Source organism: Tessaracoccus luoxuelianae, assembly GCF_055326245.1.
Genome location: NZ_JBUZNO010000007.1, coordinates 202,192 through 227,294, shown reverse-complemented (window position 1 = coordinate 227,294; position 25,103 = coordinate 202,192). Strand labels below are relative to the sequence as shown.

General features: G+C 70.8%; 22 protein-coding genes. 8 read left to right on the top strand and 14 right to left on the bottom strand.

The window, feature by feature from the left end; genetic code table 11:
* Positions 1-81: 81 nt before the first annotated feature.
* A complete protein-coding gene (locus tag ACZK39_RS12300; RefSeq protein WP_463613466.1) occupies positions 82-2,352 on the top strand; it encodes a glycoside hydrolase family 3 N-terminal domain-containing protein in 2,271 nt (756 codons plus the stop codon).
* Between the two features lie 92 nt (positions 2,353-2,444).
* Here ACZK39_RS12300 and ACZK39_RS12295 read toward each other — a convergent pair whose 3' ends face one another.
* The 4 genes from ACZK39_RS12295 to ACZK39_RS12280 all read right to left on the bottom strand — a co-directional run bounded on the left by ACZK39_RS12295 (position 2,445) and on the right by ACZK39_RS12280 (position 6,606).
* Positions 2,445-3,488, bottom strand: coding sequence for a hemolysin family protein (locus ACZK39_RS12295; RefSeq protein ID WP_463613465.1), 1,044 nt, complete (start codon positions 3,486-3,488; stop codon positions 2,445-2,447).
* Positions 3,481-4,845, bottom strand: coding sequence for a hemolysin family protein (locus tag ACZK39_RS12290; protein WP_463613464.1), 1,365 nt, complete (start codon positions 4,843-4,845; stop codon positions 3,481-3,483). The genes ACZK39_RS12295 and ACZK39_RS12290 overlap by 8 nt, the downstream gene beginning before the upstream one ends.
* 73 nt (positions 4,846-4,918) lie before the next feature.
* Positions 4,919-6,172 (bottom strand): MFS transporter, encoded by a 1,254-nt coding sequence (locus ACZK39_RS12285; RefSeq protein WP_463613475.1) that lies wholly within the window; start codon positions 6,170-6,172, stop codon positions 4,919-4,921.
* Positions 6,173-6,186: 14 nt separating this feature from the next.
* A complete protein-coding gene (locus ACZK39_RS12280) occupies positions 6,187-6,606 on the bottom strand; it encodes an ArsR/SmtB family transcription factor (RefSeq protein ID WP_463613463.1) in 420 nt (139 codons plus the stop codon).
* A 104-nt stretch (positions 6,607-6,710) separates the two neighbouring features.
* Here ACZK39_RS12280 and ACZK39_RS12275 point away from each other — a divergent pair, with 104 nt between their 5' ends.
* From ACZK39_RS12275 to ACZK39_RS12250, 6 genes are all read left to right on the top strand, one after another.
* The gene (locus ACZK39_RS12275; RefSeq protein WP_463613462.1) at positions 6,711-7,880 is read left to right on the top strand and encodes a sensor histidine kinase; all 1,170 of its coding nucleotides are present in this window, start codon (positions 6,711-6,713) and stop codon (positions 7,878-7,880) included.
* Positions 7,877-8,560 (top strand): response regulator transcription factor, encoded by a 684-nt coding sequence (locus ACZK39_RS12270; RefSeq protein WP_463613461.1) that lies wholly within the window; start codon positions 7,877-7,879, stop codon positions 8,558-8,560. The genes ACZK39_RS12275 and ACZK39_RS12270 overlap by 4 nt, the downstream gene beginning before the upstream one ends.
* A gap of 78 nt (positions 8,561-8,638) precedes the next feature.
* On the top strand, positions 8,639-9,967 hold the full coding sequence (locus tag ACZK39_RS12265) for a ferric reductase-like transmembrane domain-containing protein (RefSeq protein ID WP_463613460.1): 1,329 nt from the start codon (positions 8,639-8,641) through the stop codon (positions 9,965-9,967).
* A 146-nt stretch (positions 9,968-10,113) separates the two neighbouring features.
* Positions 10,114-10,812, top strand: coding sequence for an ABC transporter ATP-binding protein (locus tag ACZK39_RS12260; RefSeq protein ID WP_463613459.1), 699 nt, complete (start codon positions 10,114-10,116; stop codon positions 10,810-10,812).
* Entirely contained in the window at positions 10,809-12,119 is a 1,311-nt protein-coding gene (locus ACZK39_RS12255) for an ABC transporter permease (protein ID WP_463613458.1), read from the top strand. The genes ACZK39_RS12260 and ACZK39_RS12255 overlap by 4 nt, the downstream gene beginning before the upstream one ends.
* Before the next feature lie 93 nt (positions 12,120-12,212).
* Positions 12,213-14,390 carry a copper-translocating P-type ATPase gene (locus ACZK39_RS12250; protein WP_463613457.1) on the top strand — a complete coding sequence of 726 codons (2,178 nt, stop codon included), beginning with the start codon at positions 12,213-12,215 and terminating at the stop codon, positions 14,388-14,390.
* Positions 14,391-14,591: 201 nt separating this feature from the next.
* Here ACZK39_RS12250 and zupT read toward each other — a convergent pair whose 3' ends face one another.
* From zupT to ACZK39_RS12205, 9 genes are all read right to left on the bottom strand, one after another.
* Positions 14,592-15,398: a zinc transporter ZupT gene (gene zupT / locus ACZK39_RS12245; protein WP_463613456.1), complete on the bottom strand. Its 807-nt coding sequence runs from the start codon at positions 15,396-15,398 to the stop codon at positions 14,592-14,594.
* A gap of 18 nt (positions 15,399-15,416) precedes the next feature.
* Complete coding sequence (locus ACZK39_RS12240; protein WP_463613455.1) at positions 15,417-16,682, bottom strand: fatty acid desaturase family protein; 1,266 nt, start codon at positions 16,680-16,682, stop codon at positions 15,417-15,419.
* Between the two features lie 10 nt (positions 16,683-16,692).
* Complete coding sequence (locus ACZK39_RS12235; protein WP_182781564.1) at positions 16,693-17,811, bottom strand: ferredoxin reductase; 1,119 nt, start codon at positions 17,809-17,811, stop codon at positions 16,693-16,695.
* Positions 17,812-17,865: 54 nt separating this feature from the next.
* The gene (locus tag ACZK39_RS12230) at positions 17,866-18,423 is read right to left on the bottom strand and encodes a hypothetical protein (protein ID WP_182798753.1); all 558 of its coding nucleotides are present in this window, start codon (positions 18,421-18,423) and stop codon (positions 17,866-17,868) included.
* On the bottom strand, positions 18,420-19,703 hold the full coding sequence (locus tag ACZK39_RS12225; RefSeq protein ID WP_182798754.1) for a DUF58 domain-containing protein: 1,284 nt from the start codon (positions 19,701-19,703) through the stop codon (positions 18,420-18,422). The genes ACZK39_RS12230 and ACZK39_RS12225 overlap by 4 nt, the downstream gene beginning before the upstream one ends.
* On the bottom strand, positions 19,703-20,677 hold the full coding sequence (locus ACZK39_RS12220) for an AAA family ATPase (protein WP_182781561.1): 975 nt from the start codon (positions 20,675-20,677) through the stop codon (positions 19,703-19,705). The genes ACZK39_RS12225 and ACZK39_RS12220 overlap by 1 nt, the downstream gene beginning before the upstream one ends.
* The gene (locus ACZK39_RS12215; protein WP_182798756.1) at positions 20,674-21,189 is read right to left on the bottom strand and encodes a hypothetical protein; all 516 of its coding nucleotides are present in this window, start codon (positions 21,187-21,189) and stop codon (positions 20,674-20,676) included. Before ACZK39_RS12215 ends, ACZK39_RS12220 begins: the two co-directional genes overlap by 4 nt.
* Positions 21,186-21,914, bottom strand: a complete 729-nt coding sequence (locus ACZK39_RS12210) for a DUF4129 domain-containing protein (RefSeq protein WP_463613454.1) — start codon at positions 21,912-21,914, stop codon at positions 21,186-21,188. Before ACZK39_RS12210 ends, ACZK39_RS12215 begins: the two co-directional genes overlap by 4 nt.
* 124 nt (positions 21,915-22,038) lie before the next feature.
* Positions 22,039-22,860, bottom strand: coding sequence for a mechanosensitive ion channel family protein (locus ACZK39_RS12205; RefSeq protein ID WP_463613453.1), 822 nt, complete (start codon positions 22,858-22,860; stop codon positions 22,039-22,041).
* A 79-nt stretch (positions 22,861-22,939) separates the two neighbouring features.
* On the opposite strand from ACZK39_RS12205, the gene ACZK39_RS12200 reads away from it, so the two are divergent.
* Positions 22,940-24,538 carry a phytoene desaturase family protein gene (locus ACZK39_RS12200; protein ID WP_463613452.1) on the top strand — a complete coding sequence of 533 codons (1,599 nt, stop codon included), beginning with the start codon at positions 22,940-22,942 and terminating at the stop codon, positions 24,536-24,538.
* 15 nt (positions 24,539-24,553) lie between these two features.
* Here ACZK39_RS12200 and ACZK39_RS12195 read toward each other — a convergent pair whose 3' ends face one another.
* Entirely contained in the window at positions 24,554-25,099 is a 546-nt protein-coding gene (locus ACZK39_RS12195) for a histidine phosphatase family protein (RefSeq protein WP_463613451.1), read from the bottom strand.
* Positions 25,100-25,103 lie beyond the last annotated feature (4 nt).

Here is a 25,103-nt window from a genome sequence, read left to right as displayed (position 1 = left end):
GCAATGTCAACCCTTGACCACAGATGAACTATGATGTTCACTACGAATTGATCGCGTCGACGCCGACCCCGAAGGACCCACATGACCACGCTCCCCTACCGCGACCCCTCCCTCCCCGTGGCCGACCGCGTCGAGGATCTCCTCGGCCGTCTCACGCTGGAGGAGAAGGCCGGCCAGCTCACGCAGTACTTCTACTTCGGCCGCCCGGACATGCCGGACCTGTCCGAGGTGGACCTGGCCTCGCTGCCCGAGTCGGCACGCCAGTTCCTGGAGTACCCGGCGGCGGTGGAGCGGGAGCTGGCAGCTGGACGCGTGGGCTCGCTGCTGTTCGTCCGCAACGCGGCACTGGCCAACCGCCTGCAGCGCAGGACCATCGCCGGCAACCGCCACGGCATCCCGGCCCTCTTCGGCTTCGACGTCATCCACGGCCTCCGCACCACCTTCCCCGTGCCGATCGCCGTGGCGGCCAGCTGGGACCCCGAGGTGGCCGAGAAGGGCCAGGCGGTCGCGGCCCGCGAGGCGCGCGCCGTCGGCATCCACTGGACATTCGCGCCCATGGTGGACATCGCCCGCGACCCCCGCTGGGGCCGCATCATCGAAGGCGCCGGCGAGGACCCGTGCCTGGGCGGGGCCATCGCGGCCGCGCAGGTGCGCGGTTTCCAGGGCGACGGCGGGCCCGAGTCCGTCATCTCCGGGCCCAAGCACTTCGCCGGCTACGGCGCGGCCCGCGGCGGCCGCGACTACGAGGACTCGGACATCTCGGACGCGGAGCTGCACAACGTCTACTTCCCGCCCTTCAAGGCCGCCATCGACGCCGGCGCCAAGAACATCATGAGCGCCTACATGGACCTCAACGGCGTGCCCGCGAGCGGCAACCGTTGGCTGCTCACCGACATGCTCCGCGACGAACTGGGCTTCGACGGCTTCGTCGTCTCAGACGCCAACGCGGTGCGATCGCTCGAGACCCAGCACTTCGCCCGCGACCTCACCGACGCCGGCGCCCGCGCGGTCTACGCCGGGCTGGACATGGAGATGGCCATGTTCGACGCCTCCTACACGCGCCTCCCGCAGGCCGTGGCGGACGGGCTGGTCGACGAGGCCACCATTGATCTGGCCGTCCGACGCGTCCTCACCGCCAAGTTCGCCGCAGGACTGTTCGAGCAGCCCTTCGTCGACGAGGCCACCACCGCCGCCATCCTCGACGATCCCGCCCACCGCGACGCCGCCCAGGACGCCGCCGAACGCACCGCCGTCCTGTTGAAGAACGACGGCGTCCTCCCGTTGAAGGCCGCCGCCTCCATCGCTGTGCTCGGCGACCTCGCCAACTCCACGCGCGACATCCTCGGCCCCTGGATCTTCGACTTCGACGAGTCCGAGTCCGTCACCCTCCTCGACGGCATCCGCCGCCGCGCCGGAGAGGGGACGCGCGTCGAGTACGCGCCGGCCACCGCCGTCGCCACGCGGCTCTACCCGTCGATGTTCGACGCCCACGAGTCGAGCGAGCTGCCGCACACCCCCGAGGGCTTCGACGAGGACGCCGAGCTGGAGCGCGCCGTCGCCCTGGCCGCCGAGTCTGAGGTCGCCGTCGTGGTGGTGGGCCAGCCGCAGAACATGATCGGCGAGAAGGCCTCGGTCTCCACGCTCGATCTACCCGGCCGCCAGCTCGAACTCCTGCAGCGCGTCCACGCCACCGGCACGCCGATGGTCGTGCTCGTCATGTCGGGCCGCCCGCTCGACCTGCGCTGGGCCGACGGACACGCCGACGCCATCGTCGAGGTCTGGTACCCGGGTGTGCGCGGCGGAGACGCCGTCGCCCGGGTGCTGTTCGGCGACGTCTCCCCCGCCGGCCGCCTGCCCTTCACCTGGCCGCGACACGTGGGCCAGGTGCCGATGGTGCACTCGCACTACCGCACCTTCCAGCCGGAGGAGGCGGACAAGCGCTACTGGGACGAGGAGAGCACCCCGCTCTACCCCTTCGGGCACGGCCTCACCTATGCCACGGTGGGCTACTCGGACCTGCGGGCGCCGGCGAGTGTCGCGGTCCGGGAGACGGCCAGGGTAGCGGTGACACTCACCAACACCTCCGAAGTGGATTCCGACGAGGTGGCCCAGCTGTACATCCACCAGCGCTACGGCACCTCCACCCGTCCGGTCCGCGAACTCAAAGGCTTCCAGCGCGTGCACGTGCCCGCGGGTGCCTCGGTGGAGGTCGAGTTCGAGCTGGGTCCCGACCAGCTGCGCTACTGGAGCGCCGCGACCCGCACCTGGGTGCAGGATGCCACCGTGGTCGATGTCTTCGTCGGCGGCAGCTCCGCCTGCGAGCTGACCACCACCGTGGAGATCACCGCCTGATCGGCCTCGAGCGTCTGCAACTATCTACCTAGAGAGCGGCATCTGCGTATATGCACAGATGCCGCTCTCTAGGTAGCAGAATGCAGAGGCGCCTACCGCCGCGCCACCGTCGCAGCGTCCTTGACCTCACCGATCAGCCGCTCGACGACGTCCTCCAGCATGGCCGCGCCCACCGTCTGCTCGCCGTCAATGACGAGCGCGAAGTGCGTGCCTCCGGCCTGCATCGCGGCGAGCGTGGCCTCCAGGGTGGCGTCCTTCGCGATGGTGGCCAGCGGCCGGACCACGTGCTCGCCTAGGGGACGGGTGAATTCGTCGTCGGTCAGCCCGAGGAAATCCTTGAGGTGGACGTAGCCGACGACGTGGCCCTCCTGCGCTGCGACAGGGAAACGCGAGTATCCCGTGCGCAGGAACTCCGCCTCCACCTGGGCCGGCGTGGCCTCGGAGGGGAGCGTCACGAGGTCGCCTAGCGGGACCATCACCGCCTCGACGGTCTCAGTCCCGATGCTGACCGCCCCGCTGAGCAGCTGGTGTTCGCGATCTTCGAGCAACCCCTCCTCCCTCGACTCCGCGATGAAGGCGGCCACCTCGTCGGCGGTGAAGGCTGACGCGATCTCCTCCCTCGGTTTCACCCTCAGCAGGCGCAGCACCGCGTTGGCGATCCAGTTGAGCAGCCAGATCAGCGGACGGAGCACAAGCACGATCCCGTACAGGATGGGCCCGAGGATCAGGGCGGAGCGCTCGGGGCCGGAGATGGCGATGTTCTTCGGCACCATCTCCCCCAGCACCATGTGCAGGAACACGACGATGGCCAGCGCGATGACGAACGCCACGGTATGCAGCGCGGCGCCGCTGATGCCGATCGCGGCCAGCGGGATCTCCAGCAGATGCGCGACGGCCGGCTCGCCGATGGCGCCGAGCCCGAGCGAGCACATCGTGATGCCCAATTGGGCGCCGGCCATCATGAGCGAGACCCGCTCCATGGCCCGCAGCGTGATCCGGGCCGAACGCGACCCGGCGGCGGCCCGCGGCTCGATCTGCGTGCGCCGAGCGGCGATGAGCGCGAACTCGGCCCCGACGAAGAAAGCGTTGCCGATCAGCAGCGCGATGGCGATGAGGATGGCGGTGGAATCAAGCATTGCCCTCACCCTCCTCGGCATCCTCGACGGTCAGGGTGAGCCTGTCGACGCGCCAACCATCCAGCCGGGTGACCTTCAGCCGCGCGACCGCCGGGGTCGGTAGCCCATCGCCGTCGGGTCTGGTCTCGTCGCGGACGCCGAGAAGCACCTCATCGCCCACCCGCGGGAAGCGGCCGAGCTGCTCTGTGATGAGGCCGCCCAGGGTGTCGGACTCGCGTCCCTCGGGCAGTTCGATGCTCAGTGTCTCGCTCGCTTCGTCCGGCCGGAGCAGCCCAGACAAGGACCAACGCCGCTCCTCCAGCTGGCGGTAGGCGCGGGTGGGGTTGTCCTGCTCGTCATCGATCTCGCCGACGATCTCCTCCACCACGTCCTCAAGAGTCACAATGCCGTCGGTGCCGCCGTATTCATCGACGACGACCGCCATCTGTACCCCGAGTCGCAGGACCTCGAGCACCGAGCCCAGGGGCATCGTCGAGGGCACGGCCCGGATGGGGCGGACCAGGTCCTGGACGGTGCGGCCAGCGCGGTCCGCCGAGGGGATCGCCAGTGCGTCCTTGAAGAGCACGACCCCTCGGACATCGTCGACGCTCTCGCCGATGACCGGGAAACGCGCGTGGCCGCTGGCGCGGACCGCATCGAGAACGTCCGACGCGGTCTCGTCGAGCTCGAGGAAGCGGACGCGGGGTCGCGGGGTCATGGCGTCGGAAGCAGTGCGTTCGTTGAGTGCCACGGAGTGTTCGAGCCGCCTCGCAAGCTCCTCGCCCAGCAGGCCCTGCTGTGCGGAACGGGCGGCGAGCGATCCCAACTCCTGCGCGGAACGGGCGGAGGCGAGCTCCTCCTGCGGCTCCATGCCCAGCGCGCGGACGATGTGGTTGGCGGTGCCGTTGAGGAACCACAGCAGCGGCCTGCTCACCCAGGTGAAGCCACGCTGGAACCCCACCACCGCCCGCCCCACCTTCAGAGGCTCAGCGATGGCCCAGTTCTTGGGCACCAGCTCGCCGAACACCATCTGGACCATGGTCGCGATGAGGAAGGCTGCGGTGAAGGCCACCACGGAGGCCGTCTCCTCAGGCAGGCCGGCGGCGCGGATCGGCACCTGGAGCAGCGTCGCGATCGAAGGCTCCGCGATGAAGCCGACCACCAGGCTGGTGATGGTGATGCCGAGCTGCGCGCCGGAGAGCTGCGTCGACATGGTGCGGAGTGCCTCGCGCAGCGACTTCGCTTTCGGGTCCGTCTCGGCGAGCCTCGCCACAGTGGGACGGTCCACGGCCACCAGGGAGAATTCGGCGGCCACGAACATGGCGTTCGCGGCGATCAGCACAACCACGGCCAGGAGCAGTAGCCACTCGACAATCATCGCTGCCTCACCCCCGTCGAAGGGCTCAGAGACATCTGGGCGGCCCCGGAGGGCAAAGGACTATGACCGTCGTTCACGCGTCGATAGTACGTGAACCTCGGTGGACGAACGTCTCGTCCGAGACCTGGGGTACCACCGTCCACGCCGAGCGCGCCCACCCCAGGCCGACCACCGCCACGCCCACAAGCACCGCCGCCACACCTGGCAGCCCGAACTGGGCACCCAGCAGTCCTGCGAGCGGATACGTGAGGAGGAAGCACGCATGCGAGAGCGAAAACTGGGCGGCGAACACCGCCGGGCAGGTCTGCTCCGTCGAGTTCCTGCGCAGGAGCCGCGCCGACGGCGTGAGCACTGCGGATGTCGCGGCCCCGATGACGAACCAGAGCACGAGCATCAGCAACCAGGCGAGCGCGTTGTCGACCCAGGCGAGGACTCCGGCGGCCATTGCCAGCGCGACGGGGAGGATGGCGGCGCCCGCGAGCATCACCCGCGTGTCGGGCAACTGCTCGAGGAGCCGCGGCACAACCAACGCCACCAGCATCGAGCCGGCCCCGTAGGCGGCCAGCAGCCAGGCCAGGTCACCCTCACCCCGACCGAGGTGGGTGCGCACGATCACGACGGTGTTGACGATCACCATCGCGGTGGTGGCGGCCACCACGAGGTTGATCCCCAGGAGGCCACGCAGTTCGGACGCCGCCCAGAAGTGGCGGGTCCCGCTGGTCAGGCGTTCGAGGAACGGCGCAGGCGGCGACGGCTCCATCCGTGGGAGCCGGGTGACGGCCACCAGGGCTGCTGAGCTGAGGAAGCCCACGACGGTGCCGACGAACAGGTCCTGATACCCGACCACCGCCAGCAGCACGGCCGCGATCATAGGGCTGGCAAGCGCCTCCATATCGTAGGCCAGCCGCGACAACGACAGGGCCCGCGTATACTCGCGCTCCTCGCGCAGCACCGACGGGATGAGGGCCTGGAAGGCCGGGGTGAACGTGGCCGACGCCGACTGGAGCAGGAAGATCAGCACGTAGATCTGCCAAGCCTCGCTGACGAAGGGTAGGCACAGCGCGACGGCCGCCCGCACCAGATCCGCGGTGATGAGCAGCGGCTTGCGTGGCATGCGGGCGACAAGGGCGGACATCACGGGGGCGACGGCCACGTAGGCCACCATCTTGATGGACATGGCGAGCCCCATCACCGCTCCTGCGCTGCTGGGCGAGATGTCGAACGCCAACAAACCAAGGGCGACGGTGAGCAGTCCGGTGCCGAGGAGGGCGATCACCTGGGCTGAGAACAGATTCCGGTAGGTGCGGTCGTGGAGGACGGTCAACATGGTGGGCACCGCGCCTAGGCGCCGACGGACCGACGGCGAGGGCTCAGCCCGTCGGCACCGTACCGCGGCTCTTCATCGCCCCCGACGGTGTGGTGCAGCGGCGTCTGCCCGGTCGCAGCGACGGAGTGCTCCGCCTGCCTGACGGCCTCCAGGATGACGCCGAGGGCGTGCTCGTCGGCGAGCTTGTAGAGAACCTTGGTGCCGTCCTGCCGGGTGGTGACCATGCGCGCCATCCGGAGCCGGGCAAGGTGCTGGGACACGCCGGAGGGATTCTTGCCGACCCTTTCGGCCAGTTCACCCACGGACAGCTCGTCCGTGGATTGGAGGGAGAGGATGACCCGGATCCGGGTGGGGTCCGACAGCAGGGCGAGCACCTCGGCGGCGAGGTCGACGAACTCCGAGGGGACGTCCTGAGCCTTCTTGTCCGCGTGCATACGCAGATACTAATACACATCATGTCCTACTCCGCCCGCAGTACCCCGCTCAGCCTGCGCGTGGACGACGCGCCCGCGCCCGCCTCGCGCCTAAGGTGACGGCTATGGCCCCACGTCACACCCTCCGCCTACCCGCGGAGCTCGCCGTCGTGGGCGCCGCAGCGATGCTGACCCTCGTGGCGGGCCCCACGATTGCTTCGAGCCCACCCCACGGCGGCGCGCCGTACGCCTACGGGTGGCTCGACGTCGCCCTCACCCTGGTGGCCGCGACCGCGCTGCTGGGTCGCCGGTGGCACCTTGCCCCCGCCTTCTGGGTGTCGGTCGCGGCGTCCGCGATCGCGCAGGCGAGCGGTCACCCGCTCAACCTGGCCCCGTTCGCCCCCGCCGCGTTGGCGTTCTCGCTGGCCCTGCACCGGGAGCGCCGCACGGTGATGATCTCTGCCGCCGGCGCCACCGTCGTGCTCGTGAGCGCCACCCTGGCGGGTGTGCTCTCGGGGGCGCCGTGGTGGGGGAAGCCGGGCGAGGGGTTCCTCTGGCTGTGGATCGGGACGGCGATCGGGTTGGCGGCGCGCAGCCAGCGTCTGATGGTGGAGGCCCTCGAGCAGCGGGCAGAGCGCGCGGAGGCGGCCAACGATCAGTTGGCGCTGCGCCTCGTCGCCGAGGACAGGGTCCGCATCGCGCGCGAGCTGCACGACGTGATGGCCCACCACGTGAGCGTGATCAACGTCCAGGCGGGCGTCGCCGGACACCTCCTGCGCAGTGACCCTGCCACGGCCGAGGCGTCGATCGGCCACATCCGCGCGGCCGCGGCCACCGTGCTCGACGAACTACAGGGCATCCTCGGCGTCCTGCGCCAGGACGAGAGCCTGGTTCCCTCCGCCGCGGCTCCCGCCCCCACGGACCTGGCCGACACGTTCGACGCGGCCCGCAGGCTCGGCGTGCCCCTCACCGTCACCGGACCCACCGGCCTCGACGGGGTGGCCCCGCTGGCCGGCCACGCCGCGCATCGACTGGTGCAGGAGGCCCTGACCAACGCGCGCAAGCACGCACCGGGCGCCCCCGTGAGCGTGGTCATCCACCGCGGGGACACGCTGAGCATCGAGATCAGCAACCCGGTGCCCCCCGGGGAGCGGGAACAGGGGCCATCGAGCGGCTTCGGCCTGATGGGGATGCGCGAACGCGTGCTGGCCGCCGGCGGAACTCTCACCCTCACCCACGACCCCGGCCTGTTCGTCGTGACCGCCGAGCTGCCCCTTCTGAGGGAGGACTCATGACCATCCGAGTGGTGCTCGCCGACGACCAGGCCCTGGTCAGGAGCGGGTTCGCGGCGTTGATCAACTCGGACCCCCAGCTGGAGGTGGTGGGCCTGGCCGCCGACGGGGAGGAGGCGCTCCGGCTGGTGCGCGAGACGGCCGCCGATGTCGTCCTCATGGACGTGCGGATGCCAGTGCTCGACGGGTTGGAGGCCACCCGCAGGATCTGCGCCGACGACGACCTGGCCGGGGTCCGGGTTCTCATCCTGACCACCTTCGAGCTGGACGAGTACGTCTTCGAGGCCCTCCGCGCCGGGGCCTCGGGGTTCCTCGGCAAGGGAGTCGAACCGGCGCAGCTGCTGGAGGCCATCCGCATCGTCGCCGCGGGCGACCAGCTGCTGTCACCGACGGCGACGAAGGGGCTGATCGCGAGATTCCTCGCCCAGCCCACCAGCGTCGCCCAGGCCACAGAGTCGGGTGGCCCGCTCCCGCTCCCGCTGCTCACCGACCGCGAGCGCGAGCTGGTGGCCCTGGCCGCGGAGGGCCTCACCAACGACGACATCGCTGACCGCCTGGTGCTCTCCCCGCTCACGGTCAAGACGCACCTCAACCGCGCCATGACCAAGCTGAACCTGCGCGACCGCGCCCAGCTGGTGGTGGCGGCCTACCAGTCTGGCCTGGTCCGCGTCGGGCACCCCTGACCTACTGCGATCGGAGTAGGCCCCGGTTGCCGCGCCGGGCGGATGCGCGGCACAGGGACCAGGGCGAAGGATGCAACCATGCCGCATCACGCCAGCACCGTGTCACTCCGTCCGCCCGGCGCAGGGCTGTGGTTGCGCCCCGGGATGGTGGCCACCGTCGTGGGCGCCGTGGTCATCGCGGTGCTGTGGATGACGCTGCTGCCGGCCGACAAGCCCCTCGGCGACCGCGTGGGCGAGACCCTGGGCGTGGAGGCGATCTGGTTGATGTCCGCCGCCATGCTCTCGATCACCCAGCGCCCGGCGCCGGCGAGGCTCTTCGGTGGGATCGACGCGCAGCTGTGGTGGCACCGGGTGGCGGGGACGCTCGGGTTCGCCCTGGCCATCGTGCATCCACGGATCATGGCCACCCGCGGCGAGCCGAGCCTCACCGCCACAGTCATGGAAGTCATGGAGAAGGTGACGGTGCTGCTCATCGCCTGGGCGTTCCTCGCGCCGGGAACGCGGGCGGCCCGCTGGCGCGGTCCCCTCGGGTGGATCGCCCGCAGCAGCTATGACATCTGGCGGATCATGCACGCCGTGCTCGCCGCGTACGTCCTTGTGGCGATGTATCACGGCTTCGTGGACGCGGAGCTGACACCGTCGTCGGTGGCACTCCGTGCGGTCTACGTCGTCGTGTGCGCCTACGGCGTGTGGGCGGTGCTCGACCGGACGCTCGCCCGCCACGCCCGTGGCTGGTTTCGCAACGGCACCGTCACGCAGGTCCACCGGCTCAGCGACCTCGTGGCCATGGTCCACGTCAAGCCCGATCGCGACCGCGGATTCCTGCCGGGCCACTTCGTGTACCTGGGGCTGCGGTCCGCGCGCGAGCGTGCGCACCCGTTCACCGTCGCCGGCGTCAGCCCCGACGGGGAACTCGAGCTGGGGGTGAAGGCGTCCGGCAGGGGCACGCGCCGGCTCGTCGAGCGTGTGGCGGTGGGCGACCGCGTGTGGCTCAGCGCCCCACAGGGGTCCACCGACCCAGTCCCGCACGAGCCCAGCAACGTCTGGGTGGCCGGCGGCGCGGGGATCGCGCCCATGATCGCGACCATCCGGACGGCCGGTGAAGACGGACCGGGTGGACGGGTGACCCTGCTGTGGTCACGTCGGGACGCCGTCGCGAGCCCCATGGAGGGGGAACTGCTGGACAGCGCCGCCCGGTATCCGTGGCTCACCGTGCGCTTCATCGACACCACAGCCGAGCCCAGGGTGAGCGCCGCGGACGTCCTCACCGCCGGGGGCGTCGACGCGGACGAGCTGGGAGTGCGGATGTGCGGGCCCACGTCGATGATGCAGCAGCTGGCGTCCGACCTGCGCAGGGCCGGGGTGGCCGCGGAGCGGCTGCACGTGGAGTCGTACTCGTTCCGGTGAGACCCGGCGTGGGCGCTAGGGCAGGCCACACGTACCACCGGCGCAGTACCGCAGGAGCCCACATCGAGACGATGCGTCAGGGGCGCAGGCTGCGGATGATTGACGGTGCCACCCGTTCACGCGGGAGGCTTCATCAGGAGGATCAGTTGACCAGCCCCATCATCTCGGCCCGCGAGGTGCACAAGACCTACGGCCGCGGCCAGAACAGCTTCGAGGCGCTCCGCGGCGTCACCCTCGACATCCGGCCGGGCGAGAGCATCGCGATCCTCGGCAAGAGCGGATCCGGCAAGTCCACCCTCATGCACACGCTCGCGCTGCTGGACGCGCCGACGTCGGGCAGCATCACGCTGGAGGGCGTCGACACCGGTGAGCTGCGCGGACGTCGGCTCAACCGCACCCGCAACCAGACCTTCGGGTTCGTGTTCCAGCAGTTCTTCCTCACGCCGAGCGCAACGGTGCTCGACAACGTCACGCTGCCGCTGAAGATCGCAGGGGTCCCGCGCAACGAGCGACGGCGGCGTGGCATGGAGGTGCTGGAGCAGCTCGAGCTCGACGACAAGTCCAGGAACAAGGCCAGCGACCTGTCCGGCGGCCAGAAACAGCGGGTGGTGATCGCGCGGGCCCTGATCAACACTCCTCGGATCATCTTCGCCGACGAGCCCACCGGCAACCTCGACTCGGCCACCGGCGCCGTCGTCGAGAACATCCTGCTGGACCTCAACCGCCAGCACGGCATCACGCTCATCATCGTGACCCATGACGACGACCTCGCCGCACGCTGCGACCGCCGCCTCCTCATCCGCGACGGGCTCCTCGTCGGCGACGAGCAGGTGGTGGCGGCATGAAGGCCCATGACCTCGTCTCATCGGCGTTCGCCAACGTGTGGCGCTCCAAGACCCGCACCATCCTGACGGTCCTGGCGATCTTCGTCGGGGCGTTCACGCTCACCCTCACCAGCGGGCTGGGCACCGGCATCAACCGCTACATCGACGACACGGTCACCGCCGTCGGCGCCTCGGACGTGCTCACCGTGACCCGCACGGCGGAGGGCGAGTCCGGCATGCGCGGCGCCTCCGGGCCCCGCGAGTACGACCCCGACGCCATCAGCAGCGACCATCCCGGCCCCGGCGGCGGCGGGGTGGTCACCGCGCTCACGCAGGACGACCTCGACGAACTGGCGGGCATCGACGGCGTGCTGGACGTGCAGCCCACCAGATCGCTCAGCCCGGACTTCATCCAGGCGGGCGACGGCACCCCCTACGTCGTCAACGTGGGCAGCCTCGTGTCCGGCCAGGAGATCCAGCTGATCGCCGGCCAGGCTCCCGACGACGCATCGGACGAGTCACAGCTGGTGCTGCCCGTGTCCTACGTCGAGCCGCTCGGCTTCGCCGACGAGGCGGACGCGATCGGCCAGAGCGTGACCCTGCAGATCAGCGACGCGCTTCGCACGGCGCACACCATGGAGGCCACCGTCGTCGGCGTCGCCGAGGAGGGACTCGCCTCCCCCACGGGCGCGAGCATCGTGCTCAACGACACCCTCAGCGTGGCCCTCGAGGAGGCGCAAAACACGGGCCTCCCCGCCGACGAGGAGGACCGCTACGCGGAGGCATCCGTCTGGTACGACGCCGGCGCCACCACGGAGGAGACCGAAGCGCTCCAGGACCGGCTGGCGGACGCCGGCTACTCCGCCGTCACGGTCTCCGACCAGCTGGGGACGTTCACCACCGTCATCGACGGGATCGTGCTCGTGCTCAACGCCTTCGCCGTCATCGCGCTGCTGGCCGCCAGCTTCGGGATCGTTAACACGCTGTACATGTCGGTGCAGGAGCGGACCCGCGAGATCGGCCTGATGAAGGCCATGGGCATGGGCAACGGGCGGGTGTTCGGGCTGTTCAGCCTGGAGGCCACCGTCATCGGCCTGCTCGGGAGCGTGCTGGGCGTGGGTGTGGCCATGGTGGCGGGCGGAGTCCTGAGCCGGGTGCTGTCGCGCACCCTCCTGGCGGATCTGCCAGGGCTCACGCTGATCGCGTTCGACCCCCTGGCGGTGGGGGCGGTCATCGCCCTGGTGGTCGCCATCGCCTTTCTCGCCGGGACGTTCCCGGCGGCGCGGGCAGCCCGGGCGGATCCGGTGAACTCGCTGCGCTACGAGTGATCCCGTGTTGCCCGGCGCTCTGGGGGGGGCGTCGGGCAACACGTTTCCCCCAAAGGCTTGATCTGATACCCCCTGGGGGTATATACCTGAGACATGGAGCAGTCACAGCACCAGAACCCTCACACCTCCCCCGACCCACACGCTGGCCATGCCGATCACGGCGGCGTGGCGGTCGACGACAACCACGCCGGCCACGGCACTCACGGGCAGGCGATGCCCCACGGCGCCGCCCACTCCGGGGCAGACGATAAGCAGGTCCACTCTCACGGGGAGCACGCCGGGCACTCGACGGCGATGTTCAAGAACCGCTTCTGGGTGTCCCTGGCGCTGACCATCCCGGTGGTGGTCTTCAGCCCCATGGTGGCGCACCTGCTCGGATACCACCTGCCGGAATTCCCCGGCTCCACCTGGATCGCGCCCGTCCTCGGCACCGCGATCTTCGCCTACGGCGGGGTGCCGTTCCTCAAGGGCGGCTGGCGCGAGCTGAAGACGCGTCAGCCGGGGATGATGCTGCTGATCTCGCTGGCCATCACGGTCGCGTTCGTGGCCTCCTGGGTCACAACGCTCGGCATCGGCGGCTTCGAACTCGACTTCTGGTGGGAGCTGGCGCTGCTGGTGACCATCATGCTGCTCGGCCACTGGATGGAGATGCGGGCGCTCGGGGCCGCGTCGTCGGCGCTCGACGCCCTGGCCGAGCTGCTGCCCAGCGAGGCGGAGCGGGTGACCGACGACGGGACGGTCGTCGTCCCGATCGCGGAGTTGGCGGTCGACGACGTGGTGCTGGTCAGGGCGGGCGCCCGCGTGCCCGCGGACGGGACGATCGTCGACGGCGCGGCCGAGTTCGACGAGTCGATGATCACCGGGGAGTCGCAGCCCGTGGCCCGCGGCGAGGGCGAGCGCGTCGTCGCGGGCACCGTCGCGACGGACAACACGGTGCGGGTTCGTGTCGAGGCCACCGGCGACGACACCGCCCTCGCGGGCATCCAACGGATGGTGGCCGACGCTCAGGCCTCGTCGTCGCGGGCGCAGGCTTTGGCCGACCGCGCAGCCGCGCTGCTGTTCTGGTTCGCGCTAGGCGCGGGCATCGTGACCGCCATCGCGTGGACCCTGCTCGGCAGCCCTGACCAGGCCGTGGTGAGGACCGTCACCGTGCTGGTCATCGCCTGCCCCCACGCACTGGGCCTGGCGATCCCGCTTGTCATCGCGATCTCCACCGAGCGCGCCGCCAAGAACGGCGTGCTGATCAAGAACCGGATGGCGCTGGAGCGGATGCGCACCATCGCCGTCGTGCTGTTCGACAAAACCGGCACCCTCACGGAGGGCGCGCACGCGGTGACGGATATCGCGGCGGCCGGGGTGTCCGAGGCCGAGCTGCTGTCCCTGGCGGCGGCGGCCGAGGCGGACAGCGAGCACCCCGTCGCGCGGGCGATCGTCGCGGCGGCCGCCGAGCACCCGGAGGCTTCGGGCATCCGACGGCGCGGGACGGACTTCTCTGCGTCCACCGGCCGCGGGGTGCGGGCCACCGTCGACGGCTCGACGATCCAGGTGGGCGGGCCCACCCTGCTGCGCGAGCTGGGGCTGGAGACGCCGTCGGCTCTCACGGGGCCGACTGACTCGTGGACCGGGCGGGGAGCCGGCGTGCTGCACGTCATCCGCGACGGTGAGGTGATCGGGGCGGTCGCCGTCGAGGACAAGGTCCGCGCGGAGTCGAAGGCTGCGGTCAGGGCGCTGCAGGATCGCGGCGTGCGGGTGGCGATGGTCACCGGCGACGCACGGCAGGTCGCCGAGGCCGTCGGCGCCGAGCTGGGCATCGACGAGGTGTTCGCCGAGGTGCTGCCGCAGGACAAGGACACCAAGGTGACCGAGCTGCAGGGTCGCGGGCTGACCGTGGCGATGGTGGGCGACGGCGTCAACGACGCCCCCGCCCTGGCCCGCGCCGAGGTGGGGATCGCGATCGGGGCGGGGACGGACGTGGCGATGGAGTCGGCCGGCGTGGTGCTGGCGGGCAACGACCCACGGGCGGTGCTGTCCATGATCGACCTGTCGCGGGCGAGTTACCGCAAGATGATCCAGAACCTGGTGTGGGCGGCGGGCTACAACATCGTCGCGGTGCCGCTTGCCGCGGGAGTGCTGGCGCCCGTCGGGTTGGTGCTGTCCCCCGCCGTGGGGGCGGTGCTGATGTCGCTGTCGACGATCATCGTCGCGTTGAACGCGCAGCTCCTGCGTCGCATCGATCTGGACCCCGACCACCTCGCCTCTCCCGCTGGCTGAGGCGCGAGGAGCGACGAGCCCCCTCCCGCTGGCTGAGGCGCAAGGAGCGACGAGCCCCCTCCCGCTTGCTGAGGCGCGAGGAGCGAAGCGACGAGCCTCGAAGCCTAAGAAACGCTCCTTGTCAGCTCACGTTTCATAGGCTTCGAGGCCGCTGCGCGGCACCTCAGCCAGCGGGGACGGGCGGCCGGGGCCCCGTGTCCCTCAGGCCGCGGCGAACATGACCAGGCTCGCGGCGACGATCGCCATCCCGGCCAGCATGCCGTAGATGGTCTGGTGCTTGTCCGTCTGGTAGCGCCACGACGCCTGCAGCATCTCGTCCAGCGCAAGGAACACCATCATCCCGGCCACCAGCCCGTAGAACAGTCCCAGCACGGACTCCGGTACCACCCAGCTGATCAGAGCCGCGGCCACCAAGGCGCCGATGGGCTCCGTCAACCCGGAGACGGTGGCCCACCAGAAGGCCTTGCCCCGCGACCCCGTCGCCGCATAGACCGGCGCCGCGACAGCGATGCCCTCCGGCACGTTGTGGATCGCGACGGCGACGGCGAGCGTCAGGCCGATCTTCGGGTCCTGGTAGGTGCTGAAGAACGTGGCCATGCCCTCGGGAAAGTTGTGCAGCCCCAGCACCAGCCCTACGAGGAGCCCGCTGCGGAGCAGGCGCGTGTTGCGCGCCGCGTCCTTGGACCCCATGGCCGCCTCGCGGCCCTCGATCTCGCTCGGGTTGAGCGAGGCGGGAAGGAGCCGGTCGATCGCCAGGACAAGGAGGATGCCCACGAAGAACGCGGCGAATACCAGCCCCTCCGCCGTGGCGCGGGGGTAGGTCTCCGCCATCCATTGGATGCCCAGCGGCAGGATCTGCATGAAGGAGATCATCAACATGGCCCCGGCCGCGAACGCCAGGGCCACGGCCAGGAACCGTCGCCCCAGCGTCTTTCGGCGCACCACCAGGAGCCCGCCGATGGACGTGGCCAGACCGGCGAACAGCGAGACAAGGAGCGCAAGGATCATCGTGCGCTCAGGCTAGCGCTAGGCCATGGCGCCGATGGCCGCCTGCCGCGGACGCCGCCACATTCCGCGGGTGGAGTCCACCACGTCGCCCACCGCGGCGCGGGCGGCCGAGGCCACCTCGGCCCACTGGCTGGTGCCCGGCTTCTTGTTGGGCAGCGAGTACCTGAACACCTTGCCCCACGCGGAGGCCACCTGCTTGGGCAGCGGCCCGGTGACGTAGCGCAGGTGATAGCGCTGCATGAGCGCCTGGACCCTCGGGGAGATCTCGGCATAGCGGTTGCTGGGCATGTCGGGGAACAGGTGGTGCTCCACCTGGTGCGACAGGTGCCCGGTCATGATGTGCATGAGCTTGCTGCCCGAGATATTGGCCGACCCGAGCATCTGCCGCACGTACCACTCGCCCCGCGTCTCGCCCTCGATGGACTCCGTCTCGAACGTCTCCACGCCCTCGGGGAAGTGGCCGCAGAAGATCACCGAGTGCGTCCACACGTTGCGGGCGGTGTTGGCGATCGCGTTGGCCATCAGCGTCGACAGCGCGGAGGGCCCCGACAGCAGCGGGTGCACCAGGTAGTCCTTGGTCATCTGGGTGCGGATCTTGGCGAAGACCTTCTTCAGGTCCTCCCTGAACACCTGCTTGTCCTTGGTCCCCTCGCTCCAGCCCTTGAGGTCGAGGTCGTAGGCGGCGATGCCGTACTCGAAGAACAGCGCCGTGAAGAAGTTGGTCACCGGCTGGAAGAGGTGCAGCAGCTTCCATTCCTGGTCCGGGTCCACCCGCAGCACGTTGTAGCCGAGGTCGTTGTCCATGCCCACGACGTTGGTGTAGGTGTGGTGCTCGACGTTGTGGGACTTCTTCCACTGCTCCGCGGGCGAGGCGAAGTCCCACTCCCAGGTGCTGGAGTGGATCTTCTCGTCGCGCATCCAGTCCCACTGGCCGTGGAGGATGTTGTGCCCGATCTCGGTGTTCTCGATGATCTTGGCCACCGTCAGCCCGGTGGTGCCGAGGACGAACGCGGGCGGGAACCTGGAGAACAGCAGCACGACGCGGCTGGCCAGCTCCAGGGAGCGCTGCGTCCTGATCACACGACGGATGTAGGCCGCGTCGTCGGAGCCGCGGCTGGCCATGATCTCGTCGCGGATGGCGTCGAGCTCGCGGCCAATGTCCTCGATGTCCTCCGGGCTGAGGTGGGCGATGGGGTTGTGCTTGCCGCTGGCCGAGATCTCGGCTCGTTCCTGCGGGCGGGAGGTGGTGATGCGGTTCGGGCGGTTCTTCACTGTCTCGGTCATGGTGAGGCCTTCAGATTCGGAGATGGCATGGGCCAGCCGCAGCCGACACACAGGTCTGGATGATGACGGGGTCATCGGGGTTGGCGGTGGTCAGGTCCCCCGTGCGGAGGTCGCGGACACTGCCCTCGGTCATGGGGACGACGCAGTTGAAGCAGATGCCCATCCGGCAGCCCGACGGCATCAGCACGCCGGCTTCCTCGCCCGCGTCGAGCAGGGTGGTGGACGCGTCGGCCGCGGTGGTGATTCCTGAGCGCGTGAAGGTGATCTCCCCGCCCTCGCCGACGGCGTGGATCCGCGGACGGAACCGCTCGGTGTGCAGGTGGTCGGCCAGGCCGGCGTCGGCCCAGTGTGCCTCGGCGTCGTCGAGCAGGGCGGTGGGGCCGCAGGCCCAGGTGTGCCGGGTGCGCCAATCCGGGACGACGGAGTCGAGCTCGGTCACGGGCAGCACGCCCGCCGCCCTGGTGAAGCGGGTGATCAGCCGGATCCGACCCGCGTCGGCGAGCGCCCGGAGTTCCGTGCGGAACAGCATCTCCTCGGGGGTGGGCGCGGAGTGGACCACCACCACGTCCCGCGGCAGCGGCGAGTTGCGCAGCATCCCCATGACGGGGGTGATCCCGCTGCCGGCGGTGAGGAACAGCACGGCGTCCGGCACCTGGCTGGGGAGGACGAAGTCTCCCGTGGCCTGGTCCAGCAGGATCACGGCCCCGGGCCTGAGGTGCGCCTTGACGTAGTTGCTGACCTTGCCCTCAGCGATGGCCCGGATGGTCAGCGTGATGGTGCCCGCGTCGTTGACCGGGCTGGTGATGGAGTAGGCGCGCCACTGGCGGACCCCGTCGACGTCCACGCCGATGCGGGTGTACTGGCCGGGCCTGTGGGTGCGCCACCCGCGCCCCGGCCTGATGACCACCGTGGTGGCGCTGGCGGTCTCGGGGCGGACTGCCACGACGCGGCCGCGCAGGTCCGCGCCGGAGCGCAGCGGGTCGATCAGGTCAAGGAAGTCCTCGGGGAGCAGTGGCGTGGCGAGCGCCTCGGCCACCTTCCGGGCCCCCGAGCGGGCCTGTCTCAGCACGCGCTTGACCACCGAGCTGTGCGCCTGAGGCGGGGCGCCGGTGGCGCCCTGAAGAGTCATTACCTACAAGGTTACGCTACCGTAGGTAAGCGCTCAAACAGCGCCTTTGAGCCCCTAGCCGGGGCGTCTGAGCGCGGCCACCAGACCCACCGTCGCCGAGGCCAGGGCGAGCGACCCCGCGACCACCCACCAGAGCCCGAGCGCATCGTCGGGCAGGGCGGTCAGGACGATCACTCCGGCCCCCACCGCGACACTCACGCCCACGAAACCCGCCAGCCCTCGCACCATCCGGTGAGCCGCGCGGCCGGTGATCGTCGCGTACGACGGCGCCGCCGCAGCGAACGCGACGCTCAGGTGGAACACGGCCACCAGGCCGGCCACCGCCAGCCACTCCCACCACGACGAGCCCGCGCCCCCAGACAGCCACGACAGGGCGACGACGGCGACCAGCCCCAGCGGTGCCGCGGAGTCCGGGCGCACCACCGACGCGAACGCCATCAGCACCGCGACCGCAAACAGGGCGGACGAGACCACCGTCGGGAACCACACCGCGCACAGGGCCGCGGTGGACAGGCCCGACGCGAGGACCACCATCCGCAGCACCCACTGCTGACCACTGGTGATCCGCAGCGCGTAGATCCACGCGGCGACCAGTTCGGCGAGGTCCCTCATCGGCCGAGCACCCGCCTCGGGGCGGAGCGCGCCGCCTCCATCGAGAGCAGCACGCTCGCCAGGCTGCTCGTCCCACGCCACGGAGTCACCGGGATGCCGATGCCGCGCAGCCGCTCGATGGCGTCGTCGCGCTCCATCCGGCGCATCATCCAGGCCTCGCCGAGGAAGGTGTCGCGGCGGAAAGCCCCGATGTCCTCGAACCGCCCGATCCCCTCCGGCAGCGTGTCCACCGCGATCACCTCCGCACCGAGTCTGCGGAGCCGCACCAGTTCGTCCTGCGACTCCCGCTCCAGCAGCGGCGAGCAGAAGAACACCAGCATCCCGCTGGTCACCGTGCCGACGGGCCGCAGCATGTCCCAGTCCGGCACGCTGCGATTCGCCCGCGACAGCACGTTGAGCACCACCCTCGCCTGGCGGGGCCCGGTGCCGGAGCGGACATGGCCGATCCGTCGGCCGAGGTCGTGGACCGCCACGCGGTCCCCGAAGCCGACGTAGTGGCGGGAGATCGCCGCGACCGCGCGCACCGTCGCATCCAGGCTCGTGGGCGCCGTCGGATCCGCGGGGACCACGTCGAGGAGGGTGTCGACGACGATGAGGACGTCCGTGTCGCGCTCGGTCAGCGTCGAGTTGACGTGCACCTTCCCCAGCCGCGACGTCACCCGCCAGTTGATCCGCCTCAGCCTGTCCCCGGGGCGGAACTCGCGCACATCGGCCAGGTCGCTGCCGTCGCCACGATGCCGAGAGCGGTGCATGCCGACGATGCCGATCGGATGGGCCACCCCGCTGCCGCCCTCCAGCGTCGAGGACGCCGGCCGCACGGTGATCTGCACGCGGGGCAGCGCGGCCGAGGCGCGCCAGCTCCCGCTCAGGTCCGCCACGGACACCGAGCCGGGGCCCACGTCGTAGCGACCCCAGCGCTCGGGCTGCACCGCGACACTCGAGCCCTCAACGGCCACCGCATCCAGCACCGTGCCGGCGTCGGGCTCCACCGCGATCCCCGGCCGCACCGGCCACTGCAGCGTGACAACGGACGACGGCCACGCCTGCGACGCGCGAGTCACCAGCGGCACCGACTCCCCCTCGGGCACCACCACCGCCTTCGGCCTCACCTCCACTTCGGGTTCGCCGCGCCGTCGAACCGCCCACGCCCACGCCAGGTGGACGACGAAGGGCGCCATCAGGACCGCGACGTCGGCCCGCTGCGCGACGATCGCGAGCACGCCCAGCACCGCCGCGACCCCGAGGGACCGCAGCAGCGCGGGGGTGTGCGTGACCTGCATCAGAGGCTCTCCGCGTCCGGCACCGGCACCACGTCCAGGACCGCCCGAACGATCGATTCCGGCGCTACGTTGTTGAGCCACAGCTCCGGCCGGATCACGATCCGGTGCCCGAGCGCGGGCACGGCGAGGCGCTTGATGTCCTCGGGGATGACGAAGTCGCGGCCCTCGATCAGCGCCAGCGCCCGCGAGCACAGCAGCAGCGACAGCGACCCTCGCGGCGACGCCCCCACCATCGTGTCCTGATGCTCACGCGTGGCGCGGACCAGATCGATGGCGTAGCGGCCCACCGATTCCGCCACGTGGATGTTCTCGACGCAGTCCTGCACGGCGAGCAGCCCGGCAGGGTCGAGGACGGCGTCGACCACGATCTCCTCCCGCCGTCGCCCCATCCGCCGGGAGAGCACGTCCCACTCCTCGTCGAGCGACGGATACCCGAAGGCCAGCCGCAGCAGGAACCGGTCGAGCTGAGCCTCGGGCAGCGGGTAGGTGCCCTCGTGCTCGATCGGGTTCGCGGTGGCCAGCACGTGGAAGGGTCGCGGCAGCACGAACGTGTGCCCCTCGACGGTGACCTGCCGCTCCTGCATCGCCTCCAGCAGCGCGGACTGGGTCTTGGGCGGTGTCCGGTTGATCTCGTCGGCCAGGAGCAGGCCGGTGAAGATGGGGCCCTCGCGGAAGCTGAACTCGGACGTGTGCTGGTCGAAGATGTAGGAGCCGGTGAGGTCGGCGGGAAGCAGGTCCGGGGTGAACTGGGCGCGGGTGAACTCCAGGCCGAGCGCCTGCGCCAGGGAGCGCGCCGCCAACGTCTTGCCCAGGCCCGGCAGGTCCTCGAGCAGCACGTGGCCGCCGGCCAGCACACCCGCCAGCACCAGGGTCATCTGGTCGCGCTTCCCCACGAGGGCGGTGTCGACGGCGTCGAGCACCTGCTGCACGAGCGAGGTGGCCTGGGCCTGGGTGAGCGCGGCGGGGGTGCTCATAGCGAATCGATCTCCTTGAGGTGGGCGTGCAAGGTCTTGCGGTTGAGCACCTGGGGGTGCTCGGCCTCCGCGCTGCGGAGGTAGGTCAGCAGCGCGGGCGAGAGGTGTGCGTCGGCGCCGTCGAGGGGGTCGGCGCCGCGGGCGGGTCGATCGATGCGCCCGGAGGTGACCAGGCGCCTCACGGTGAGCTCGGTGAGTTGGCGGGCGACGCGCCGGGAGTCGAAGCCCCGGCCCGGCTGCGCGTGGGCGAGGACCGAGGCGAGGCGGCGGGTGCGGATGTCGGCCTGGAAGTGCGGGGAGCGGGTGTGCCAGGACGGCTGCTTCCACTCCGGCTGGTCCGCGGCGGGCAGGACCTGGTTGACGGCCCACGACGCCGCGGCCGCCACCATTCCGGCGACGAGCGCAAGGGTGGGCTCGACTCGGAGATAGGCCACGTCGTCGATCAGGATGAACAGCGAGGCGACGCCGATCCCGACGGCGAGCCGGGCGATGAGGCTCCACGCAGCCGTCACGGCGCTGCCCTCCCGCTGAGCTGCGCGCTGAGGGCCTCGAGGGCGGAGACGGCACGGTCGCGGTGGGCGTCCGTGAGCTCATGGGTGGAGAACATCGCCTGGCGATACAACTCGGCGAGTTCCTCGAGGGCCGCGGCGTCCACCACCGCCCGGCTCAGCACCTCGACGGTGAACTCCTGAGACGTCTGCGCGGGCTTCCTGAAGATGCCCGACGAGACCGCGGCCTGCTCGAGCCGCCGCCAGCACGCGATGACGGCGCCGTCGACGGCCATGCCCAGGCGGAGCTCCGCGACCGTCTCGTCCAGCGCCTCGACCAGTTCCTCGTCGTCGATCTCCGGGATCTCGGACTCGGCGCCGGTGGGTTCGGCAGCGTGCCGACGCTCGGTCCTGATCAGCTCACCGGACAGGCGGTAGAGGAAGGTCCCGATCAGCGCGAGGAGTGCGACGGCGGCAAGGATCCGGACCACATCGTCGGCCCACCCCGGCAGCACCAGAGGCTCCACGTCCGGCATGGGATACACCGGAGACTGTGACGGCAGTGGGTTGAGGCTGGGGAGCGGGACCTCGGGCCCGAGTGTCGCGGTGGGTGTGGGTTTGGGGAGGACCTCGACCAGCGGAGGCCGCGGGCTGGTGGCGCCGAGCGTGACAAGGATGAGGACAATGAGCGCGACGGCGATGACGAGGGGGAGGGTTCCGCCTCGTCGCGGCGGCTTCAGTGCGTCCACAAGGGTCGAGTCTACGGACAGGTCTGCGGCAGTTGTTCCTCCAGAACGGTCCTCGGGGGCCACAGGGGGGCGAGAGCGGTTCTGGAGGAACAGTGACCGCACGCCGGGCTCCTGCCCGGGGGGCTCACTGCACTGAGTCAGTCGCGCGGCCGCCGTCGACGAGCTTGATCGTCACGACGTCGTCGCCGGACTTCACGCTGTGCTGCCTGAAGGCCTCCACCACGTGCTGGATCACTGCGTCCTGCGCGGTGCGGGTCTCCAACTGGCGGGCCCCGGACCAGAAGCGGAGATCCATCTTGACCGTGGCCGTGCCGATCTCGCGCAGTAGGGCCTCAGGCGCCGGCTCCGAGAGGATCGACGGGATCTCCCGCATCGCCTCCAATGCCACAAGCCGCGCATGGGTCAGGTCTGTGGCGTCGTCGAGGTCCACGGTCACCGTCGAGCGGACACGCTCATATCCCGTCTGGACTGTGACGATCTCCGAGTGCAGGGATGAGTTGGGAATCAGGACCAGCCGGCCGTCGAACGTGCGCAGGGCGGTGTGGGACAGACCCATCTCGCTGACCGTTCCGGAGTGGTCGAGCACAGAGATCTGGTCGCCGACGCGGAACCTGTCCCGGGCCAGGATCACGATGCCGGCGAACATGTTGCCCAGCACGGTCTGGAACGCGATGCCGGCCGCCAGGGAGACGATGGTGATGCCACCCAGGACATCGACGGGCTTCACGCTGGGGAACACCACGGTGATCGCGGCCGCGGCGGAGAGCACGACGATCACGCCCTGCGCCAGCCCGGAGAATACGCGGGTGGAGCTCTCGCTGCGGCCCCGCCAGGCGAGGAACCGCTGCACGACGAGCCTCGCCACGAAACCGACCCCCACTCCGACGAGCAGCACAATCAGGCCGGTCAGCACCGCCTGCCAGGTGATGGGTGGGAGATCGATCACGGTCGCGGCTCCTCTCGTCGCTCCTCCGAGCCTACGACGGCAGGCACTCCCGCCTTGCCGCGTACATAGGATTCGGGGCATGGGTGAACGGGTGGTCGACGCGGTGGTCATCGGGGCGGGCCACAACGGGCTGGTCGCGGCCACCCTGCTGGCCGACGCCGGCTGGGACATCCTCGTCCTCGACGGGCGGTCCAAGGCTGGAGGCGCCGTCGCACATCGGGAGATCGACGGGTTCGTCGTCGACGAGTTCTCCTCCTGCTACCCGCTGGGGAAGGCCTCTCCCGTGCTGCGGGCGCTGGAATTGGAGCGCCACGGGCTCGAGTGGGCGGACCGGCGCCCGGCCGTGGTGCACGTCTCCTCCTCCCACGACGCTCTGGGCTCCGCCATCGAGGCCACGCCCGAGGAGACCGCGGCCGCGCTGGAGGAGGACCACCCCGGCGACGGCGAGGCGTGGCTGAGGCTCGTCTCCGGCTGGCGGCGGGTGAAGGACCCACTGCTGGCCGCGCTGCTCCGCGGCTGGCCGCCGGTCGGGGGCGCGGCGCGCCTGGCCCGGGTGCTGGGCGCGGCCGGGTTGCTGGACTTCGCGCGGTTCGCGCTCCTACCGTCGGACCGGATGGGGCGGGAGTGGTTCGGAGGGGACCGCGCCCGCGACCTCCTCGCCGGCAACGCCATGCACGCGGATGTCTCCCCGCTGGCCCCGGTCAGCGGCCTGATGGGGTTCCTCCTGGCGATGCTCGCCCAGGACGTGGGCTTCCCGGTGCCCCGCGGGGGAGCCGGGGCGTTGGCTGGGGCGTTGGTGTCGCGGGCGGCCTCCGCGGGGGCGGCGGTGCAGCTGGGCTCCCCCGTCGCAGGGGTCTCGGTGAGCGGAGGACGGGCGGTCGGGGTGCGGCTGGCGGACGGGACGACGGTGGGGGCGCGGCGCGCGGTGGTCGCGGACGTGTCCGCAACGGCGCTGTATCGGACGCTGCTGCCGTCCGACTCCGTCCCCGGAGGGCTGATGAAGCGCCTCGAGCGGTTCGCGTGGGACCCACCGACGCTCAAGCTCAACCTGCTGATGGGCGGGGCCATGCCGTGGCGGGCGTCGCGGGCGCGGGAGGCCGCCGTCGTGCACGCGGGGTTGTCGTCCCGGGAGCTGGTGCGCTGGCACGCGGACATCGCGGCCGGGGAGGTCCCGGACCGGGCGTTCGCGCTGGTGGGGCAGATGACCACCGCGGACCCGTCGCGGTCGCCGTCGGGCACGGAGTCGCTGTGGGCCTACACCCACCTGCCCGTGACGGGGGCCGACGGGGTGGCGCGGTCGCTGGGCACCGTCGAGGCGATGTTCGACGAGCTTGCACCCGGGTGGCGCGACCTCGAGCAGGGTCGCTGGGTCCAGACGCCGCGGGATCTCGCGGCGGCCAACCCCAACCTCGTCGGCGGGGCCCTCGGGGCGGGCACCTCGCAGCTGTTCCAGCAGGGGCCGTGGCGTCCGGTGGCAGGGCTGGGCGGGCCGGTCACGCACCTCGACGGGCTCTACCTCGCCTCGGCAGGCACTCATCCCGGCGGAGGCGTTCATGGGGGCGCTGGCTTCAACGCCGCGAGGGCCGCGCTGCGGGGCGCGGCGTGGTGGTCGCGGCCCGCCAGCCGGGCGGCGACGCGGGCACAGCTGTGGCTTCAGCGCCGCGACCCGCCGTTCTGACCACGGGCTGGCGTCTCAGAGGGTGCGGGTGAGGATCTGCCCGTTGGCGAACTCGATCCACTCCACCTCCCGGTGGCCGCGACCCTCGAGCACGGCGAGCAGGATCCGCAGCGTGTCGCCGTGGGAAACGACGGCGAGTTCGGCGCCTGGGGCGTGAGTGTCGCGGAGGAGGGCGACGAAGGTGGTGAGCCGGGCGTGCACGTCCCGCACCGACTCGCCCCCGCCCCATCGGATCTCGCTGATGTGCTGGCCGTCCGGGACGGGTTCGGCCGTGAGCTCGTCGTAGGTGAAGCCCTCCAGCGCGCCGAGGGCCTGCTCGCGCAGGAGCGGCGTCTGGTGGGTCGGAACGCCGACGAGAGAGGCGATGGCCTCAGCCGTCTGAAGCGCGCGGAGCTGGTCCGAGGTGACGACGCCGGCCAGCGGGGCGTCGGCGAGCGCGAGGGCGGCGCCGTCGGCCTGCGCCCGGCCGAGGGCGGTGAGCGGCACATCCATCCGCTGCCCTTGGAGGCGGCGCTCCAGGTTCCAGGTGGACTGACCGTGCCGGACCAGGTGGAGGATCACGGCG

Bases quoted from the DNA above. Each gene is read 5' to 3' on its own strand.
- ACZK39_RS12240 (WP_463613455.1), bottom strand. From the start codon at position 16,682: ATGACCGAGACAGTGAAGAACCGCCCGAACCGCATCACCACCTCCCGC.
- ACZK39_RS12275 (WP_463613462.1), top strand. From the start codon at position 6,711: ATGGCCCCACGTCACACCCTCCGCCTACCCGCGGAGCTCGCCGTCGTG.
- ACZK39_RS12285 (WP_463613475.1), bottom strand. From the start codon at position 6,172: ATGTTGACCGTCCTCCACGACCGCACCTACCGGAATCTGTTCTCAGCC.
- ACZK39_RS12235 (WP_182781564.1), bottom strand. From the start codon at position 17,811: ATGACTCTTCAGGGCGCCACCGGCGCCCCGCCTCAGGCGCACAGCTCG.
- ACZK39_RS12200 (WP_463613452.1), top strand. From the start codon at position 22,940: ATGGGTGAACGGGTGGTCGACGCGGTGGTCATCGGGGCGGGCCACAAC.
- ACZK39_RS12280 (WP_463613463.1), bottom strand. From the start codon at position 6,606: ATGCACGCGGACAAGAAGGCTCAGGACGTCCCCTCGGAGTTCGTCGAC.
- ACZK39_RS12265 (WP_463613460.1), top strand. From the start codon at position 8,639: ATGCCGCATCACGCCAGCACCGTGTCACTCCGTCCGCCCGGCGCAGGG.
- ACZK39_RS12290 (WP_463613464.1), bottom strand. From the start codon at position 4,845: ATGATTGTCGAGTGGCTACTGCTCCTGGCCGTGGTTGTGCTGATCGCC.
- ACZK39_RS12295 (WP_463613465.1), bottom strand. From the start codon at position 3,488: ATGCTTGATTCCACCGCCATCCTCATCGCCATCGCGCTGCTGATCGGC.
- ACZK39_RS12300 (WP_463613466.1), top strand. From the start codon at position 82: ATGACCACGCTCCCCTACCGCGACCCCTCCCTCCCCGTGGCCGACCGC.
- ACZK39_RS12250 (WP_463613457.1), top strand. From the start codon at position 12,213: ATGGAGCAGTCACAGCACCAGAACCCTCACACCTCCCCCGACCCACAC.
- ACZK39_RS12270 (WP_463613461.1), top strand. From the start codon at position 7,877: ATGACCATCCGAGTGGTGCTCGCCGACGACCAGGCCCTGGTCAGGAGC.
- ACZK39_RS12225 (WP_182798754.1), bottom strand. From the start codon at position 19,703: ATGCAGGTCACGCACACCCCCGCGCTGCTGCGGTCCCTCGGGGTCGCG.
- ACZK39_RS12230 (WP_182798753.1), bottom strand. From the start codon at position 18,423: ATGAGGGACCTCGCCGAACTGGTCGCCGCGTGGATCTACGCGCTGCGG.
- ACZK39_RS12220 (WP_182781561.1), bottom strand. From the start codon at position 20,677: ATGAGCACCCCCGCCGCGCTCACCCAGGCCCAGGCCACCTCGCTCGTG.
- ACZK39_RS12255 (WP_463613458.1), top strand. From the start codon at position 10,809: ATGAAGGCCCATGACCTCGTCTCATCGGCGTTCGCCAACGTGTGGCGC.
- zupT (WP_463613456.1), bottom strand. From the start codon at position 15,398: ATGATCCTTGCGCTCCTTGTCTCGCTGTTCGCCGGTCTGGCCACGTCC.